This is a genomic window from Streptomyces spiramyceticus (genome assembly GCF_028807635.1).
Classification (GTDB): Bacteria; Actinomycetota; Actinomycetes; order Streptomycetales; family Streptomycetaceae; genus Streptomyces; species Streptomyces spiramyceticus.
In genome coordinates, this window is sequence record NZ_JARBAX010000001.1 from 4,038,069 (window position 1) to 4,053,675 (window position 15,607).

The 15,607-nt window shown below is 71.0% G+C and carries 16 protein-coding genes, 1 pseudogene and 1 riboswitch; of the genes and pseudogenes, 12 read left to right on the top strand and 5 right to left on the bottom strand.

What is annotated here, in order from left to right; all coding sequences use genetic code 11:
• Window positions 1-44 precede the first annotated feature (44 nt).
• The 10 genes from PXH83_RS18525 (at window position 45) to PXH83_RS18570 (ending at window position 8,527) form a co-directional block, all read left to right on the top strand.
• Window positions 45-668 carry a 4'-phosphopantetheinyl transferase family protein gene (locus PXH83_RS18525; protein WP_274561490.1) on the top strand — a complete coding sequence of 208 codons (624 nt, stop codon included), beginning with the start codon at window positions 45-47 and terminating at the stop codon, window positions 666-668.
• Window positions 665-1,174: a nucleoside deaminase gene (locus tag PXH83_RS18530; protein WP_274561491.1), complete on the top strand. Its 510-nt coding sequence runs from the start codon at window positions 665-667 to the stop codon at window positions 1,172-1,174. Before PXH83_RS18525 ends, PXH83_RS18530 begins: the two co-directional genes overlap by 4 nt.
• 52 nt (window positions 1,175-1,226) lie before the next feature.
• A complete protein-coding gene (locus PXH83_RS18535; RefSeq protein ID WP_274561492.1) occupies window positions 1,227-1,919 on the top strand; it encodes a DsbA family oxidoreductase in 693 nt (230 codons plus the stop codon).
• Window positions 1,913-2,293, top strand: coding sequence for a MarR family winged helix-turn-helix transcriptional regulator (locus PXH83_RS18540; protein WP_274561493.1), 381 nt, complete (start codon window positions 1,913-1,915; stop codon window positions 2,291-2,293). The genes PXH83_RS18535 and PXH83_RS18540 overlap by 7 nt, the downstream gene beginning before the upstream one ends.
• Window positions 2,294-2,547: 254 nt before the next feature.
• Window positions 2,548-3,759, top strand: a complete 1,212-nt coding sequence (locus tag PXH83_RS18545; RefSeq protein ID WP_274561494.1) for a sulfotransferase family protein — start codon at window positions 2,548-2,550, stop codon at window positions 3,757-3,759.
• Between the two features lie 151 nt (window positions 3,760-3,910).
• Window positions 3,911-4,354, top strand: coding sequence for a MarR family winged helix-turn-helix transcriptional regulator (locus PXH83_RS18550; RefSeq protein WP_274561495.1), 444 nt, complete (start codon window positions 3,911-3,913; stop codon window positions 4,352-4,354).
• A gap of 150 nt (window positions 4,355-4,504) precedes the next feature.
• Window positions 4,505-5,404 carry a ScbA/BarX family gamma-butyrolactone biosynthesis protein gene (locus PXH83_RS18555; protein WP_274561496.1) on the top strand — a complete coding sequence of 300 codons (900 nt, stop codon included), beginning with the start codon at window positions 4,505-4,507 and terminating at the stop codon, window positions 5,402-5,404.
• 11 nt (window positions 5,405-5,415) lie between these two features.
• Window positions 5,416-6,564, top strand: coding sequence for an NAD-dependent epimerase/dehydratase family protein (locus PXH83_RS18560; RefSeq protein ID WP_274561497.1), 1,149 nt, complete (start codon window positions 5,416-5,418; stop codon window positions 6,562-6,564).
• On the top strand, window positions 6,561-7,691 hold the full coding sequence (locus tag PXH83_RS18565) for an NADH:flavin oxidoreductase (RefSeq protein WP_274561498.1): 1,131 nt from the start codon (window positions 6,561-6,563) through the stop codon (window positions 7,689-7,691). The genes PXH83_RS18560 and PXH83_RS18565 overlap by 4 nt, the downstream gene beginning before the upstream one ends.
• Window positions 7,692-7,804: 113 nt before the next feature.
• On the top strand, window positions 7,805-8,527 hold the full coding sequence (locus tag PXH83_RS18570) for a ScbR family autoregulator-binding transcription factor (RefSeq protein WP_274561499.1): 723 nt from the start codon (window positions 7,805-7,807) through the stop codon (window positions 8,525-8,527).
• A 66-nt stretch (window positions 8,528-8,593) separates the two neighbouring features.
• Here the strand turns inward: PXH83_RS18570 and PXH83_RS18575 are convergent, their stop codons facing one another.
• Entirely contained in the window at window positions 8,594-9,211 is a 618-nt protein-coding gene (locus PXH83_RS18575; protein ID WP_274561500.1) for a ScbR family autoregulator-binding transcription factor, read from the bottom strand.
• A 121-nt stretch (window positions 9,212-9,332) separates the two neighbouring features.
• On the opposite strand from PXH83_RS18575, the gene PXH83_RS18580 reads away from it, so the two are divergent.
• Entirely contained in the window at window positions 9,333-10,331 is a 999-nt protein-coding gene (locus PXH83_RS18580) for a ScbA/BarX family gamma-butyrolactone biosynthesis protein (protein WP_274561501.1), read from the top strand.
• A gap of 177 nt (window positions 10,332-10,508) precedes the next feature.
• On the opposite strand, the gene rocD is transcribed toward PXH83_RS18580, so the two are convergent.
• Window positions 10,509-11,720, bottom strand: a complete 1,212-nt coding sequence (rocD, locus tag PXH83_RS18585) for an ornithine--oxo-acid transaminase (protein ID WP_274561502.1) — start codon at window positions 11,718-11,720, stop codon at window positions 10,509-10,511.
• A gap of 117 nt (window positions 11,721-11,837) precedes the next feature.
• Window positions 11,838-11,927: riboswitch (ZMP/ZTP riboswitch) on the top strand.
• Between the two features lie 41 nt (window positions 11,928-11,968).
• Here rocD and PXH83_RS18590 point away from each other — a divergent pair.
• The gene (locus PXH83_RS18590) at window positions 11,969-13,255 is read left to right on the top strand and encodes a serine hydroxymethyltransferase (RefSeq protein ID WP_274561503.1); all 1,287 of its coding nucleotides are present in this window, start codon (window positions 11,969-11,971) and stop codon (window positions 13,253-13,255) included.
• Between the two features lie 30 nt (window positions 13,256-13,285).
• On the opposite strand, the gene PXH83_RS18595 is transcribed toward PXH83_RS18590, so the two are convergent.
• The 3 genes and pseudogenes from PXH83_RS18595 to PXH83_RS18605 form a co-directional block, all read right to left on the bottom strand.
• Window positions 13,286-13,975: a hypothetical protein gene (locus PXH83_RS18595; protein WP_274561504.1), complete on the bottom strand. Its 690-nt coding sequence runs from the start codon at window positions 13,973-13,975 to the stop codon at window positions 13,286-13,288.
• Window positions 13,976-14,060: 85 nt separating this feature from the next.
• Window positions 14,061-14,960 carry a hypothetical protein gene (locus tag PXH83_RS18600; RefSeq protein WP_274561505.1) on the bottom strand — a complete coding sequence of 300 codons (900 nt, stop codon included), beginning with the start codon at window positions 14,958-14,960 and terminating at the stop codon, window positions 14,061-14,063.
• Window positions 14,947-15,594, bottom strand: a pseudogene (locus tag PXH83_RS18605) (RNA polymerase sigma factor). Before PXH83_RS18605 ends, PXH83_RS18600 begins: the two are co-directional and overlap by 14 nt.
• Window positions 15,595-15,607 lie beyond the last annotated feature (13 nt).

The window sequence follows — 15,607 nt, forward strand, 5'->3', positions numbered from 1 at the left end:
CGCTCTTTCCGCGAGGGGTGGTCTTCACCGAGGCGGCGGCGGACATGTGGGAGCAGCCCCTCCCTGCCGCCGAGGAGCAGCACTTGGCGGGCGCTGTACCGCGGCGGATAGGGGAGTTCCGGGCGGGCAGGCACAGTGCCCGGGCCGGGCTCGCCAGGATCGGGCTGCGGCCGGAGCTGCTTCTCCCCGCCCCTGGCGGCGGAGTCCGCTGGCCGGCAGGGGCCGTCGGATCCATCTCGCACAGTGGCCGATATTGCGCCGCAGCGGTCGCCCCGGCCGCGCTGGTGGCCGGGATCGGCTTCGACGCCGCCCAGCGGACCACCGTGACGGGGGTGATGGCCCGGGCGGTCTGCCGGCCGGAGGAACTGGACTGGTGCGAGCGCGATCCTTACCCGGCCGAGGAGCGGGCGACCCTCGTCTTCTCGGCCAAGGAAGCGCTCTACAAGGCACTCCACCCACTGACCGGAGTGCCGCTCGGTTTCCAGGACGTGACCGTCACCGTCCCGGCCGCCCGGCTGACCTCGGGCCGCTTCTTCGCCCTGGTCCTCGCCCCGGGCCCGTTGAACGGCCTCAGGGTGCGGGGCCGCTACGCCTTCACTGCCACGGAGGTCCTCACCTCCGTGGTCCTCACCCACCACCCCACGACCGGCAAGGAGCCGACCCGATGACCACTCCCTCCTCCGCCTCCACAGCGGCCGCCGACGCCGACCCGCAGCTCGTCGAGTACGTGAACCAGGCCGTCCGACTCTCCTCCGAGCACGTGGCCCGTGGCGGCATCCCCTTCACCGGCCTCGTCGTCGGACGCAAGGGCGACCTGCTCGGCACCGGCGTCAACACCGTGAGCGAGGACCGCGACGCGACCGCCCACGCGGAGATCGTGGCCCTGCGCGCGGCGGCGAAGCAGCACGGTCTGCGGGCCGTGGCCGGGTCCACCCTGATCGCCTCGGGGGAGCCGTGCGCGCTGTGCTACATGGCGGCGCTCCACTTCGGCGTACAGCACATCGTGTACGCGGCGGACCGGCACATGGCCGCGCGGGCCGGCTTCGACTACGCCGACTCCTACCGCATCTTCGCCACCGACCCCACCCAGTGGCCCCTGAAGGTCACCGCGCTTCCCGTGGAGGGTTCGGAGCGGCCCTTCGACGAGTGGCGCGGCGTACGTCTGCACCACTGAACCGAACCGAATCCCACCACCGCACCGTACTGAGCACGAAGGAGCCGACCGCATGACGGTGAACATCAAGGTCTGGTCCGACTACGTCTGCCCGTTCTGCCTGCTGGCCGAGGAACCGCTGCTCAAGGCGGTGGAGGGCGAGGACGTCGAGATCGAGTGGATGCCGTTCGAACTCCGCCCGCACCCGGTGCCGACGCTGCACCCCGAGGGGGAGTACCTCCAGACCGTCTGGAAGCGGGCGGTCTACCCGATGGCGCACCGCATGAAGGTGGACATCAAGCTGCCGGACGTTTCTCCGCAGCCGTACACCGGGACCGCTTTCGAGGGCTACCAGTTCGCGAAGGAGCACGGGAAGGGCACGGAGTACACGCCGCGGATGCTGCGGGCATTCTTCCAGGAGGGCCGGAACATCGGCGAGATCGATGTACTGACCGACATCGCCACCGAACTGGGCCTCCCGGCCGCCGAATTCCGGCAGGCGCTGGAGGGCGGCACCTACCGGCAGGCGCACCAGGACGCGCTGAAGATGGCGGAGAAGAATCTGATCCAGAGCGTGCCCACGATCATCGTGGGCGGCACCCACCGCATCGAGGGAGTCCCGCACCCCGCGCAACTCCGTAAGGCGATCGAGGCCGCGAAGGCAGAGACCGCGCAGGCGGAGAAAGCCGCGGCCGAGAGCGCGGCCGCCGAGGCCGGAGGGGCACCCGCCGACTGGGGTGCCACCTGCGGAATCGACGGATGCTGAGCGAGGCCGCCCACTGGCGTGACCTGATCGTGCTGACCGGCCGGGTCGGTCACGCCGTCGACAAGGCGATGCTGCGCCACCACGGCATCTGCCTCTCCGGCTTCTTCGCGCTGTCGGCGCTGAAGGAGACGGAGGGACAGCTGCTGCGCGTGCAGGAGTTGTCCGATGCGGTGGGGCTGACGCAGTCGACGGTGAGCCGGCTGCTGAACCGGCTGGAGGATTCGGGTCTGGTGCGGCGGCGCATCGGAAACCACGACCGGCGCGCTACCTATGCCCTCATTACGGAGGCGGGTCTTGCGGCGGTGGACGAAGCCACCGGCACCTTCGAGAAGGAAGTAGGAGCGGCTCTCGCGGCCGTTCGATTGAAGTTCTGACAACTTTAGTGGAAAGAAACCGGACGTCCGGTATAGTCTCCAGGTGGGTAGTCACGAGGGGTGGGCCCGTGCGTTGCGCGGTCTGCGGACTCAGTGACTGCCCACCAAGTCTTTGGTGACGAGCGGGGTGGGGGATGGCCATGTACAGCGATGACCGTCAGGCGCGGGACTCCGGGGCGTACGCAATACACGGACACGGACACGGGCGTTCCGGCGGCCGTACGGGAGTGCTTGCCCCGAGCGGCCGGGGGGCTGTGGGGCAAGGTTCAGGGCAAGTCCGGGGAGGGCCGGTCCCGGATGCGCTCCCGGCTGCCGTCCGGCCCGCCGGGCCTTCCGCCCACGCGGCCATCGATCTGGAGGCGCTGCTGGCGGACGCGGTACGTGCCCCCGGCGGCTGCTCGGTGCGTTTCCTGCCCGAGCTGGAACGCCTCGTCGAGTCGCTCAACTCTCAGGCCCGGCTGACCACCGGGGGAGCGGCCGCCGTCGTGGAGGGGCTGCGTACGGCGCTCACCCGGCCGGTGCAGCTGCGCATGCTGCGCAGCGCCGTACCGGCGATCGCGCACATCGAACCGGCGCCGGTCTTCATCACCGGGCTGCCGGGCAGCGGGGCGGGGCTGCTGCACAATCTGCTGGCCGAGCACCCGGCGGTGGACGCCCCGACGCTGTGGGAACTGGCGGAGCCGGTCGCCCGGGCTGCTGGGCCGCGCGAGTTCCGTGCCCTGATCGGGCGCGGGCGGGCCGCGGCGGAATCCGGCAGCCAGTCGCTGCACGGCCGGCCCGCCGGGCTGCTGCGCACGGCGACCCGTCCCGGCGGCTGCTCCTGGCTGCTCGGCAACGCCTTCCAGAGCGTGGCGTTCGCACTGCGCTGGCGGGTGCCGGGATACGCGGACGGGCTGGCGGCTGGCTCCATGACGGAGGCGTACCACTTCCACCGTGAGCAGCTCCAGGCGATCTGCCACCGGATTCCCGGCCCGGCGCCACTGCTGCGCGACCCGTTCCATGCGGGGCGCTTGGGGGACCTGTTCGACGTATATCCGAGCGCGCGCGTGATCGTCGTGCACCACGACCCGGTGCGTACGGTGACCGCCACCGCCGGGATCAGCCACGCGCTGCGCGGCGCGGGCAGTGACGGCGGTGACCCGCGCGAGACGGGGCGCGAGTGGACCGGCCGTATCGAGCGCCAGCTGGTGGCCTCGGAGGTCGCCCGCCGCAACCTGCCGGGCGGGCGCATTCTCGATGTGCGGCACGCGGATCTGGTGGGGGCGCCGACGAGTGAGGTTCGCCGGGTCCTGGCATTCATGGGGGTGGAGCAGGTGCCGGTGGTGGAGGGCAATGTGGCGGAGCTGGCGGCCCGGACCATGCGGGCAGCGAATCGGAGCGTTCCTTTCAGGCCGGCGGAATTCGGGATTTCGAGGGGCGCTCTCGCCGGCCGGTTCGCCTTTTACCGTGAGCGGTACGGTCTTTGATCGCCGCCTTTGATCCCGCCTTTGATGTCCGCTTCGATCTCCGTCTTGTTCTCCGTCTTGTTCTCCGCAGTCCCACTGCATAAATGCTTGCGTAAGCATTACACTTGCCTGAGCGGGCGCCGATCGGCGCCCAGGGCAGGAGGTGGCCGCGATGGCCGAGGCGGCGAACGGCACGGCAACCCTTGCCGGCCTGGACCTTTACCGGCAGCTGACCATCCTCGTCGGTCAGGCGAGCGGCACGCTCGAAAAGCGAATGCTGAGAAGGCACGGCGTCACCCCGCTCGAATACATGGCGCTGTCCAAGCTCGCGGACGCGGGCGACGACAGCCTGCGCATGAACGACCTCGCTGAAGCCGTGGGGGTCAACCCCTCCACGGTGAGCCGGCTCATGGGCCGCCTGGAGGCCGGTGAGCTGGCCCGCAGGGAAATCTGCGAGGCGGACCGCAGGGCGACGTACGCGCGGATCACCGAACAGGGGCAGCGGGTGGTGCGGGAGGCCGCGGCCACCTTCGACGACGACTTCGAGACGGTGCTGGACACTGCCGCGGTCGATTCCCGTACGGCGGCTCTGGTGGCGGTGCTGCGCCGGGAGTAGCGGACGGCGGATGCGTCCGCAGAGGCCGGCCCACGACGGACTGTCGGGGTCGGCTTTTTTCTGTGCGTTTTTCTTCGGATCGCGGTGGAAAAAAAACCGGTGGGCAGGTATGTTTTACGAGTCGAACCGTCACCGAGAGGATTCGCGAACATGGCTGTACTGCTTGAGCCGCCGGTCGTCACCGCGCAGCACGACGCGCCGGCCGGGGAACTCATCACCCATTGCCAGGCCGAGGACGACCGCACGTACGAACTCTCCGCCCGATGGCCGCGCGAGCACGGCCTCTTCGGGCCCGTGCTGGAGCGCTGGCACAATCCGCTGCTGGCCGCCGAGATCATCCGGCAGTCCGCCCTCGCGGTCGCGCACACCGGCTTCGCCGTCCCGCAGGGCCACCGCTTCCTGATGTGGAACCTGAAATACACGCTCTCCCCGGTCGGCCTGCGCGTCGGCCCCGCGCCCACCGGACTCACCGTCAGGATCGTGTGCCGCGACGTCAAGCGGTCCGGCGCCGAACTGTCCAGCATGCGCGCGACGGCCGACCTCTACCGCGGCACCGCCCTCATCGGCCGCGGCGAGACCACCTTCACCTGTGTCTCGCCCCAGGAGTACGAGCGGCTGTGCGGCGTCAATGAGCCCGCCACCGCCCCGGCCCCCGAACTGCCCGCCCCGGTCTCCCCGCCGCTCGTCGGCCGGACCGACCCGGCCGACGTACTCCTCGCCCCCACCGGGACCGCCGGCGCCTGGCAGCTGCGGGTCGACCGCGCGCACCCCGTGCTCTGCGACCCGGCCGCCGACTCCGTCCCGGGCATGGCCCTCATGGAGGCCATGCGCCAGGCCGCCCAGATCGCCGCCGGATGCGGCACGGTCCTCTCGCTCGACTTCGCCAGCGAATTCACCCGGTACGTACGCTTCGACCGCCCAGCGCTGGTCACCGCCGAGGTCATCGGCTCCTCGCACGGCGGTGGCGTCCCGGTCCATGTGGCCGTCGAACAGGACGGCGAACTCGCCGCGTTCGGCACGCTGCAGCTTCAGCCGGTGCGTTCGGCGTGAGCGGAGTACCAGTGACGACCACCACCGAGGCCGCCCGAACCGCGGAGGCGGCCAACGGCCCCCGCATCCTGGTGACCGGGGCGACCGGCTTCATCGGCTCCGCCGTACTGCGCGATCTCGCCGCGCGGCACGGCGGGACCGGCGGGCAGGTACGGGCCCTGGTCAGAAACGTCCCGAGACCGCGGATCAGCCGCCCCGTCATCGACCCCGGCATCGAGTACGTACAGGGCGACGTAACGGACCCCGCCTCCCTGCGCGGGGTCTGCGACGGCATCGACGTACTGATCCATCTCGCCTGCTACATAGGCCCCGACGAACGGCTCTGCACCGCCGTCAACGACCACGGCACCCAGGCCCTTCTCGCCGAGGCGGCCCGGGCCGGCACCCGCCGCATCCTGACCGTCTCCACCACCGCGGTCTACGGCGGCGGCCCGCACCGGAGCATCGGCGAACACGACGTCGAGCCCGCACCGGTGTCGCCCACCAGCCGCAGCAGGCTGCTCGCCGAGCAGGCCGTGCTCGCCGCGGGAGGCGTGGTCCTGCGGCCGGGACTCGTCTACGGCACCGGCGACGAATGGGTCGTACCGGCCGTCGCTGAACTCCTCGGCCGGGTGCCCGCCTGGTGCGACGGCGGCCGTGCGCTGCTGTCCGTGATCGCCGTCGACGACCTGGCCCGGCTGCTCACCACGGCGGCCATGTCGTACGACCCGGTGCTGCCGCCCGGCACGGTGCACCACGCGAACCACCCCGAGCCGGTCTCCCTCCGGGACCTGCTGATCGAGCTCTGCCTGGGCGTCGGGCTGCCGCTGCCGCAGGAGGACCTGACGTACGAGGAGTACCGCGGGCGTCTGGCAGCCGTGCCCGGCTGGGTGACCGAGCGTCAGCTCTCCCTGCTGGCCACCGATCACTGGTACCGCAGCTGTTCCGTGTGGCAGCTCGCCGGGTGCCTGCCGGGGCCCGGGTTCCAGGCCCGTATGCGCTCGTACGCCCCCTGGTACCGGGCGTTTCTCGACCAGGCCCCGGCCATGCATCCTGTCCAGCCCACGCACCCTGTCCCGCCCACGCACCCTGTCCCGCCCACGCTCCCTGTCCAGCCCACGCCCTCTGCCCCGCGCAGCGCCGCATCATCCGTTCCGACCTGGATCGAGACCTCCGCATGACCACCTCCCCCCAACGGCTCCACCCCGCCCTCGCGCCGGTCGACTTCGCCGGACTGCGCCTGGACAACCGCCTCGCGGTCGCGCCGATGACCCGCGTCTCGGCCACCGCACAGGGACTGGCGACCGCCGAGATGGCGGCGTACTACACCGACTTCGCCCACGGCGGCTTCGGCCTGGTCATCACCGAAGGCACGTACACGGACAGCGCGTACAGCCAGGGCTACGCCAACCAGCCCGGCATCGTGTCGACCACGCACACCGCCGCCTGGCAGCGCGTCACCGACCGGGTCCACGCGGCCGGTTCCCGGATCGTGCTCCAGCTCATGCATGCCGGTGCGCTGGCCCAGGGCAACCGGTTCCGGCCGGGCACCGCCGCGCCGTCCGCCGTGCGGCCGCGCGGCGAGCAGCTGGCCAACTACGGCGGCGGGGGGCCGTGGCCGGTGCCCGTGCCCATGACCCAGGAGGAGATCACCGAGGCCGTCCGCGGCTTCGCGGACTCCGCCGCGCGGGCACGGGAGGCGGGCTTCGACGGGGTCGAGGTGCACGCGGCCAACGGCTATCTGCTCGACCAGTTCCTCACCGACTGCACCAACCTCCGCACCGACTGCTACGGCGGCCCGATCGGGCAACGCGTCAGGCTGATGCGCGAGACCGTCGCCGCCGTGCGGTCCGCGACGGGCCACGGCTTCACGGTCGGCGTCCGTTTCTCCCAGGCGAAGGTCAACGACCACGCCCACCGCTGGGCGGGCGGCACCTGCGAGGCCGAGACGATCTTCACGGCGGCCTCGGCGGCGGGAGCGGACTATCTGCACATCGCCGGCAGCGGCCGGGACTGGTTCACCGCCGAGCGCCTTGACGACGGCCGGACCGTCGCCGCCGTCGCCCGTGAGTCCACCGGGCTGCCGGTGATGGCCAACGGCGGCATGCACGACCCCGACCAGGCAGCGCGGGTCCTGGAGGAGGGGCACGCCGATCTGCTCTCGGTCGGTACGGGCGCTCTCGCCAACCCCGATCTGCCGCGCCGTCTTGAGGGCCGCGCGGCGCCCGCCCGGTTCGATCCGGCGGTGCTCAAGCCGCTTGCCACGCTCGCCAACGCCCGTCGGGTGCGGGCGGGGCAGCCTCTGTGAGCATCCCTCACAACTGGCCGGAACCCCTCGCTGGAGTACGGCAGTTCAAAACCATCTGGTAGGTTTTTTGCTTCGGTGAACTACAGGCGACGAACGGTCGATCGGGGTGTGGCATGGCGGAGCAGGAAAGGGCCAGGCGGACCCGGAACCGGCTGGTCGTCGCGGCGGCCGAGGTGTTCGACGCCATCGGGTACGAGCGGGCGACGATGGCCCGCATCAGTGCCGCGGCCGGGGTGACCAAGGGAGCCCTCTACTTCCACTTCTCCACCAAGGACGAGCTGGCCAGGGCTGTTCAGGCGCGGGCGTGCGAGGGATCCGCCGAAGTGCTCGCCGGGCTCGACCGGCCCGGCGCACCGGCGCTTCAGGTGCTCATCGATGTGACCCATGCGCTGGCCCGCCTGGTGCGGGACGACATGGTGGTACGGGCCGGCGTGCTGCTCTCGCGCGAGCGCGGGAGCGCCGATGCGGCCCTGGACTGTTACGCGGTCTGGCTCCGCTGCGTACAGGCACTGCTGCTGCGCGCCGAGGCCGAGCGCGCGCTGCGGCCCGGCGTCTGCCGCGACGCGGTCACCGCTCTGGTGGTCTCCATGATCTGCGGGACCGAGTTCTTCGCCCGCAGGGACGTGCTGGACACCGGACTGGACCCGGCCCTGTCCACAGATACGGACACGGACACCCGCGCGGACGCCAATACGGACACGGCCCGCGACCGGTCGGACGGGGCGTTCGAATGGCTTGCGCGCATCTGGGGCCTCGTCCTTCCCGCGCTGGTGGAGACCGGCGTCGGCGCGGCACTGGACGCGTCGGGCAGGGCGTCCGGCCCGTCCGCCGGCTGACCCCCGATCGGCCTCCGGTTCTTCCTCTCCCTGTTCCTGCAAGCGTTTCTGCTGCCGTTTCCGTCCCTAAGTCGCGGCGCTGCCCTCTGCCTTCAGGTGCGGCAGCATGCCCGAGACGGCGATGCCGGGCAGCAGTGCGCGCCACAGCACGGCGATGCGCTGGGGCAGGTCGGCCCTGTTCGTGTAGAGCTGGGAGAACAGCTGCACACCGCTGTACGCGGCGACGAGCAGCTCGGAGAGCTCCCGGGGGTCGGCGTGCGGCAGCAGCTCCCCCCGCGCCTTGGCCGCGTCCAGGTGCTCGCGGAAGGCCTTCACCCACAGCTCGTACGGCGTGGTGTCCTGCACGCCGAAGGAGGACTGCTCGATCGAGAGCCGCACACCCGCGCGCAGCAGGACGTTCGTCTGCAGTTCGCGCGCGAGGTACAGGGTCGTGTCGATGAGTGTCTGGAGCCCCGGTTCCCCCTGGGGGAGTTCGAGGGAGTCGCCCTGCGCCGACATGACGCCCTGCGCCAGTTCTTCCTTGGAGGGGAAGTGGAAGTACAGGGCTCCACGAGTGACGCCCGCTTTGGCCAGGATGTCGTTGATGCTCGCGGTCGTGAAGCCGTGCTCCTCGAACACGGCGGCGGCGGCGTTGATGAGCGTCTCGCGCGTCTTGATCGCTCGCTCTTGTTTGGGCTTCGCCATGGATACCTCTCGAACAGGGGTAGAAAAAAACCATCCAGCCAGTATCTTATCAGTGTGCACCTCGCCGGCAGAGACTGCGGCGCCAGGTGATTTTTGCCTGTTCCAAGGGGAGGGAACTCGCTTGTCCAGCACACATGCCACCATCGCCCACACCGGTTTCGAGCACGTTGCGCGGTCTGGTTTTCAGCACGGCTTCGGGGGGTTCGGGAACGAGAAGCTGACCACCATGGTTCCGAAGGAGTTCGTGCACCGCGCCGCGGCCGCCGAAGTATTCCTGACAGGCTGGAAGGACACCGGTGAAGACCGCTTCTCGGTGACTGCCCAATGGCCGCGCGCGCACGCGTTCTACGGTCCGTCCTACGGCCTGCACGACCCGCTGCTGCTGGCCGAGACCATCCGTCAGACCATCCCGCTGCTGTCGCACGTCGCATACGGCGTGCCGTTCGGGCACCGGTTGATATGGCAGGACCTGCACTACACGCTCAAGCCGGAGGCGCTGCGCACCGCGGCCGTGCCCGCCGAGCTGGAGCTGCGCGTCAGCTGCCACAACGTCGCCCGAAGATCGGGACGACTGGTCGGTATGCGAATGGAGTTCCTCGTACTGCGTGAGGGCAAGTTCCTCGCCAGCGCGACCGCCCGCTTCACCAGCCATGCCCCCGCCGTGTACCGGCGGCTGCGCGGTGGCTACGCCGACCTGGAGACCGCGCTCGGCGGCATGATCCCGATGCCGCAGCCGGTGGCCCCGCATCTGGTCGGCCGGGACCGGCGCGGCGACGTCGTTCTCGCCCCCGGCGGGGCCGAGGGCCGCTGGCGGCTTCGCACCGACGTCACACACCCGGTGCTCTTCGACCACCCGGTCGACCACGCGCCCGGCATGCTGCTGCTTGAGGCCGCCCGTCAAGCGGTGCAGCTCACCAGCGGTTCGGTACCGGTCGTCCCGGTGGCGATGAAGACGGCCTTCACCCGGTACGCCGAGTTCGACGCGCCCTGCTGGATCGAGACCGAGCGCATGGGCGCCGACGGTCTCGGCCGGTCCCGCGTCCGTGTCACTCTCCGGCAGAACGGCGAGGTTCTCTTCGAGACCATGGTCACCACGGTCTGTGCGACCCAGGTGAACTGAGCCCGGCGCAGACGCGACCGCGCCCCGTGCGTTCGCTGTGACACCACAGCGAACGCACGGCGCGGGCGGTTTCCCAGCCGTACCGGCTTCCCGGCCGTACCGGCTTCCCGGCCGTACCGGCTTCCCGGCCGTACCGGCTTCCCGGCCGTACCGGCTTCCCGGCCGTACCGGCCGCCTCTAGGAGGTGCCCGCCAGCACCTCGCCGAGCTGCTGGAGGCCCCAGTCCAGATCCTCCTTGCTGATCACCAGCGGCGGGGCGATCCGGATCGTCGAACCGTGGGTGTCCTTGACCAGCACACCCCGGTCCATCAGCTTCTCGGAGATCTGCCGGCCGGTGCCGTGCGACGGATCGATGTCGATGCCCGCCCACAGCCCGCGGCCGCGCACCGCGGTGACCGCGCCGCCGCCCACCAGCAGACCCAGCTGGTGATGGAGGTGGTCGCCCAGCTCGGTGGCGCGCTGCTGGAACTCACCGGTGCGCAGCATCGCGATGACCTCCAGCGCCACCGCGCACGCCAGCGGGTTTCCGCCGAACGTCGAACCGTGCTCACCCGGCCGGTACACGCCCAGCACCTCGGCCGACGACACGACGGCCGACACCGGCACGACACCGCCGCCCAGCGCCTTGCCCAGCACATACATGTCGGGCACGACGCCCTCGTGCTCGCAGGCGAAGGTCTTGCCCGTACGGCCGAGCCCCGACTGGATCTCGTCCGCGATGAAGAGCACGTTCCGCTCACGGGTCAACTCCCGTACCGCCGGGAGATATCCGGCCGGGGGCACCAGCACCCCCGCCTCGCCCTGGATCGGCTCAAGGAGCACGGCCACGGTGTTCGGTGTCACCGCTGCGTCGAGCGCCGTCAGGTCTCCGTACGGGACGATCTCGAAGCCGGGGGTGTACGGACCGAAGTCCGCCCGCGCCTCGTGGTCCGTGGAGAAACTGATGACGGTCGTCGTACGGCCGTGGAAGTTGTTGCCCGCCACGACGATCTTTGCCCGGCCGTCGCGCACTCCCTTCACCTTGTAACCCCACTTGCGGGCCGTCTTCACGGCGGTCTCCACCGCCTCGGCCCCGGTGTTCATCGGCAGCACCATGTCCATGCCGCACAACTCGGCGAGCTGCGTACAGAAGTCGGCGAACCGGTCGTGGTGGAAAGCCCTGGAGGTCAGCGTCACTCTCTCCAGCTGCGCCTTGGCCGCGTCGATCAGCCGGCGGTTGCCGTGCCCGAAGTTGAGCGCCGAGTACCCGGCGAGCATGTCGAGGTAGCGGCGCCCCTCGACATCGGTCATCCAGGCGCCGTCCGCCGACGCCACGACGACGGGCAGCGGGTGATAGGTGTGCGCACAGTGCGCCTCCGCGGAGGCAATGGCAGCGTTAGTGGTCGGCACGGGGTCTCCGATCGTCGAGAGAATCCATCCGGTGAGGGGCAGGGGATGGTGCCCCTTTCTATCGTCGCTCGCATGGCGGACAAGGAAACCTTCCGCGGCGGCGCGCCCGCTAGGGTGTGTACGCACGGCGACTGGCGTACGCGGAACGAACCGCGGGGAAGCCGTGCGCGAGAACCGCACGAGGTGCCGCCCGCCTGGGCACCCCGGGATCCCGACCGGACACTGACCGCTCGCCCCCGGAGGACGCCATGACGCTCCCGCTCAGCCACCCCGCCCTGTCTGCGACCGACCCCGAACTGGCCGCCCTGGTCGGCGCCGAGGAACAGCTGCAGGCCGACACCCTGCGCCTGATCCCCAGCGAGAACTACGTCTCGCAGGCCGTACTCGAAGCCTCCGGCACCGTCCTGCAGAACAAGTACAGCGAGGGCTACGCAGGCCGCCGCTACTACGAGGGCCAACAGAACATCGACCAGGTCGAACGCCTCGCCACCGCCCGCGCCAAGGCCCTGTTCGGCGTCGACCACGCCAACGTCCAGCCCTACTCGGGCTCCCCGGCCAACCTCGCCGTCTACCTCGCCTTCGCCGAGCCCGGCGACACCGTGATGGGCATGGCCCTCCCGATGGGCGGCCACCTCACCCACGGCTGGGGCGTCTCGGTCACCGGCAAGTGGTTCCGCGGCGTCCAGTACGGCGTACGCCAGACTGCGAATCCTGAAACGAATGGCCGCATCGACTTCGATGAGGTGCGCGACCTCGCCCTCAAGGAGCGCCCGAAGCTGATCTTCTGCGGCGGTACCGCCCTTCCCCGCACCATCGACTTCGCCGCCTTCGCGGAGATCGCCCGCGAGTCCGGTGCCGTGCTCGTCGCCGACGTCGCCCACATCGCGGGCCTGATCGTCGGCGGCGCTCACCCCTCCCCGGTCCCGCACGCCGACGTGATCTCCACGACCACCCACAAGACGCTGCGCGGTCCGCGCGGCGCGATGCTGATGTCCCGCGAGGAACACGCGAAGGCCATCGACAAGGCGGTGTTCCCCGGCCTCCAGGGCGGCCCGCACAACCAGACCACAGCGGCCATCGCCGTCGCCCTCCACGAGGCGGCCCAGCCCTCCTTCCGTGACTACGCGCACGCGGTCGTGGCCAACGCCAAGGCGCTTGCCGAGGCTCTGCTCGCCCGGGGCTTCGACCTGGTCTCCGGCGGCACGGACAACCACCTGATCCTGATGGACCTCACCAACAAGGACGTGCCGGGCAAGGTGGCGGCCAAGGCCCTCGACCGGGCCGGGATCGTCGTCAACTACAACACCGTCCCGTACGACCCGCGGAAGCCCTTCGACCCCTCCGGCATCCGCATCGGCACCCCCTCCCTCACCTCGCGCGGTCTCGGCACGGAGCACATGCCGGCCGTCGCCGACTGGATCGACCGAGGGGTCACCGCCGCCCGCACGGGCGACGAGGACGCACTGGCCGGCATCCGCGCCGAGGTCGCCGACCTCATGGCCGCCTTCCCCGCACCGGGCCTCCCGACGGACTGACCCCGAGCCGACGCCTCTGCCCAACCTCCTTCACATGTCGATGAGTTGACGTCGTGGTCCCGGTGGGTCTGTGCCCCGCCGGGCCGCGTCGCCGCGCCGCACCAGCACGGTCCCGCCGAAGCCGATCAGAACCCCGGCTGCCAGCCCCGGTATCGACCACCACCAGCCGGTGCTGTCCCCGGGCCCCGTGGAAGCGGCCTCGGGCGGCGCAGCTGCCTCTTCGGATTCCTGAGAGCCGCTCCCGCTCACCCGCGCCGCCGACGGGCCGTCCAGTACGCCGAGTTTCTTCAGCAGTGCGCGTAACTGCGCCGGGTCTTCGGCCTCGTGCCAGCGTTCCCCGTCGGCGGACGGGTCCTCCGTCACCGTGCTGACCCATATCGGTCCGTCCGACTTCGGCAGAAACACATGGTTGACCCGCCACACGGACACGTCGTGGCTCAGCCAGGTCACCGTGACCTGGCGCCATGCGCCGCCCTCTTCCAGGGTCTCGGGGGCGAGCTCCGACGGCCGTTCTGCCACTCCTCCCGAGCGCAAGGGCCCGAGGTTCTTCTCCAACTCCCGGTATGGGGAGGCGGTGTAGTAGAGCGAACTCGTCCGGCCGCTCTCGGGCGAGACCACCAGCACACTGGTCGGCCCGCCCGCCACGGCCTGCGATGCGCACAGCACGGTCGTCGTGAGTACCGCCCCGACAACGGCGGCAAGTCGTTGCAGCAGTCGCATGATTCCCCCATCCGACGTACCCGCACTGCCTGTCTGCACTGCGGTGTCACTTCTCATACACCGCTCGGTCCGCGCAGGTTCCCCCTCAGTCGGCGGATTCCCCAGCAGATTTCGAGGCGGTTTCCGCGAGGTCCACCGCGCGCTCCATCGACGTGACGCCTTCGAGCCGCAGCGTCAGATCCCCGGCCCGCTGCCAGACCAGCGTCGGCCCGGCCGACCTGACCTTCCGCGCGTACGGGCGGCCGTCCTCGTCCACCAGCCGCAGCGTCAGCCGGTGGCGCTCCGGGAACCACAGGGCCGTCCGCCCGTCCACCTCCGTGTACTCGGCGGGCACCGGCGTCGCCTTGTAGAACACGGGGTCGATGGCCGCCCGGAACTCGTCGATCCGGACCGTCCGCCCACCCTCCGTCCGCCAGCACACCGACAGCACCCGCCGGTCACGCGACACCGAGGCCGCGACCGGCTTGCCCAGCCCGCGCGGCAGCACCGGGTCGAAGCCCGCCCGCAGCGCCGCCTCGGCCACCGTCAGCCCGCCCCGGCAGTCGGGCGCCCCGGCCCCGGGCGGCCCGGGCGGCGGCGACGCCGTCGGGTCGTACCGCACGTCCACGCCGCCGAAACCGAACCAGTCCGCGACCGCGGCCCGTACCGGGGGCGTGAGCACCAGCACGACCAGCAGCCCGGACAGGGCAGCGGCCACCGCCCGCCACCTCCGCCGCGCCCAGGCCCGCAGCCGCTCGCCGCGCGCAGGGGGCCGCGCCACCGGTACGGCGACCGCCTCCGCGACGATCTGCGCCAGCACCCGCTCGGCCATCGTCGGCCCGTCGACGTCCGGACTCCTCATCCGGCGCCCCAGCTCGCGAAGCTCGTCGGCCAGCTCATGGCCAGCCTCCGGCAGGCCCGCGTGCCGCCCGTCCTGTCGCCCGTCCCGCCGCGCCTCCTGTCGCCCGTCGCGCCGCTCCTTCGGCCGCTCCTCATTCATGCTCATCACCCCCCTCCCGCTCGCACCGCTCGTCCCGTCCGTCCCACTCGTCCCGCATCCCCGGCAGAATCAGCCCCAGCTTCCGCAGCCCCCGGTTCAGCCGCGACTTCACTGTGCCCCGCGGCCAGCCCAGCGCCTCCGCCGTCTCCGCCTCGTCCATTTCCAGCAGATAGCGGTACGTCACGACCTGGCGCTGGTCCTCGTTCAGCTCATCCAGCGCCGCCAGCAACAGCGCACGCCGCTCCTCCTCCAGCGCCGCCACCGCCGGATCGGCCGATTCCGGTATCAGCGGCTCGGCGGCGAGCAGCGCGGCCTCCCGTCCCGTCGCCGCCCGCAGCCGTACCGCGGACCGAACTGTGTTTCTGGTCTCATTAGCGACAATCCGCAGCAACTACGGCCGGAAGGCCGAGCCGTCCCTGAAGCGCCCCAGCGACTGGTACGCCTTGAAGAAGGCCGTCTGCACCACGTCTTCCGCGTCCGAACCCGCTCCGAACGCCACGGCCGCCCTGAGCGCGATTCCTGTGTACGCGCGCACGAGTTCCGCGTACGCCTCGGGCTCCCCGGACCGTACGCGCGCGATCGCCGCAGCATCGTCGATGCCGATGCGGCCCCCCTCCAGGGTCCCCTCCCGCGTCCTCACACTCTTGATACAC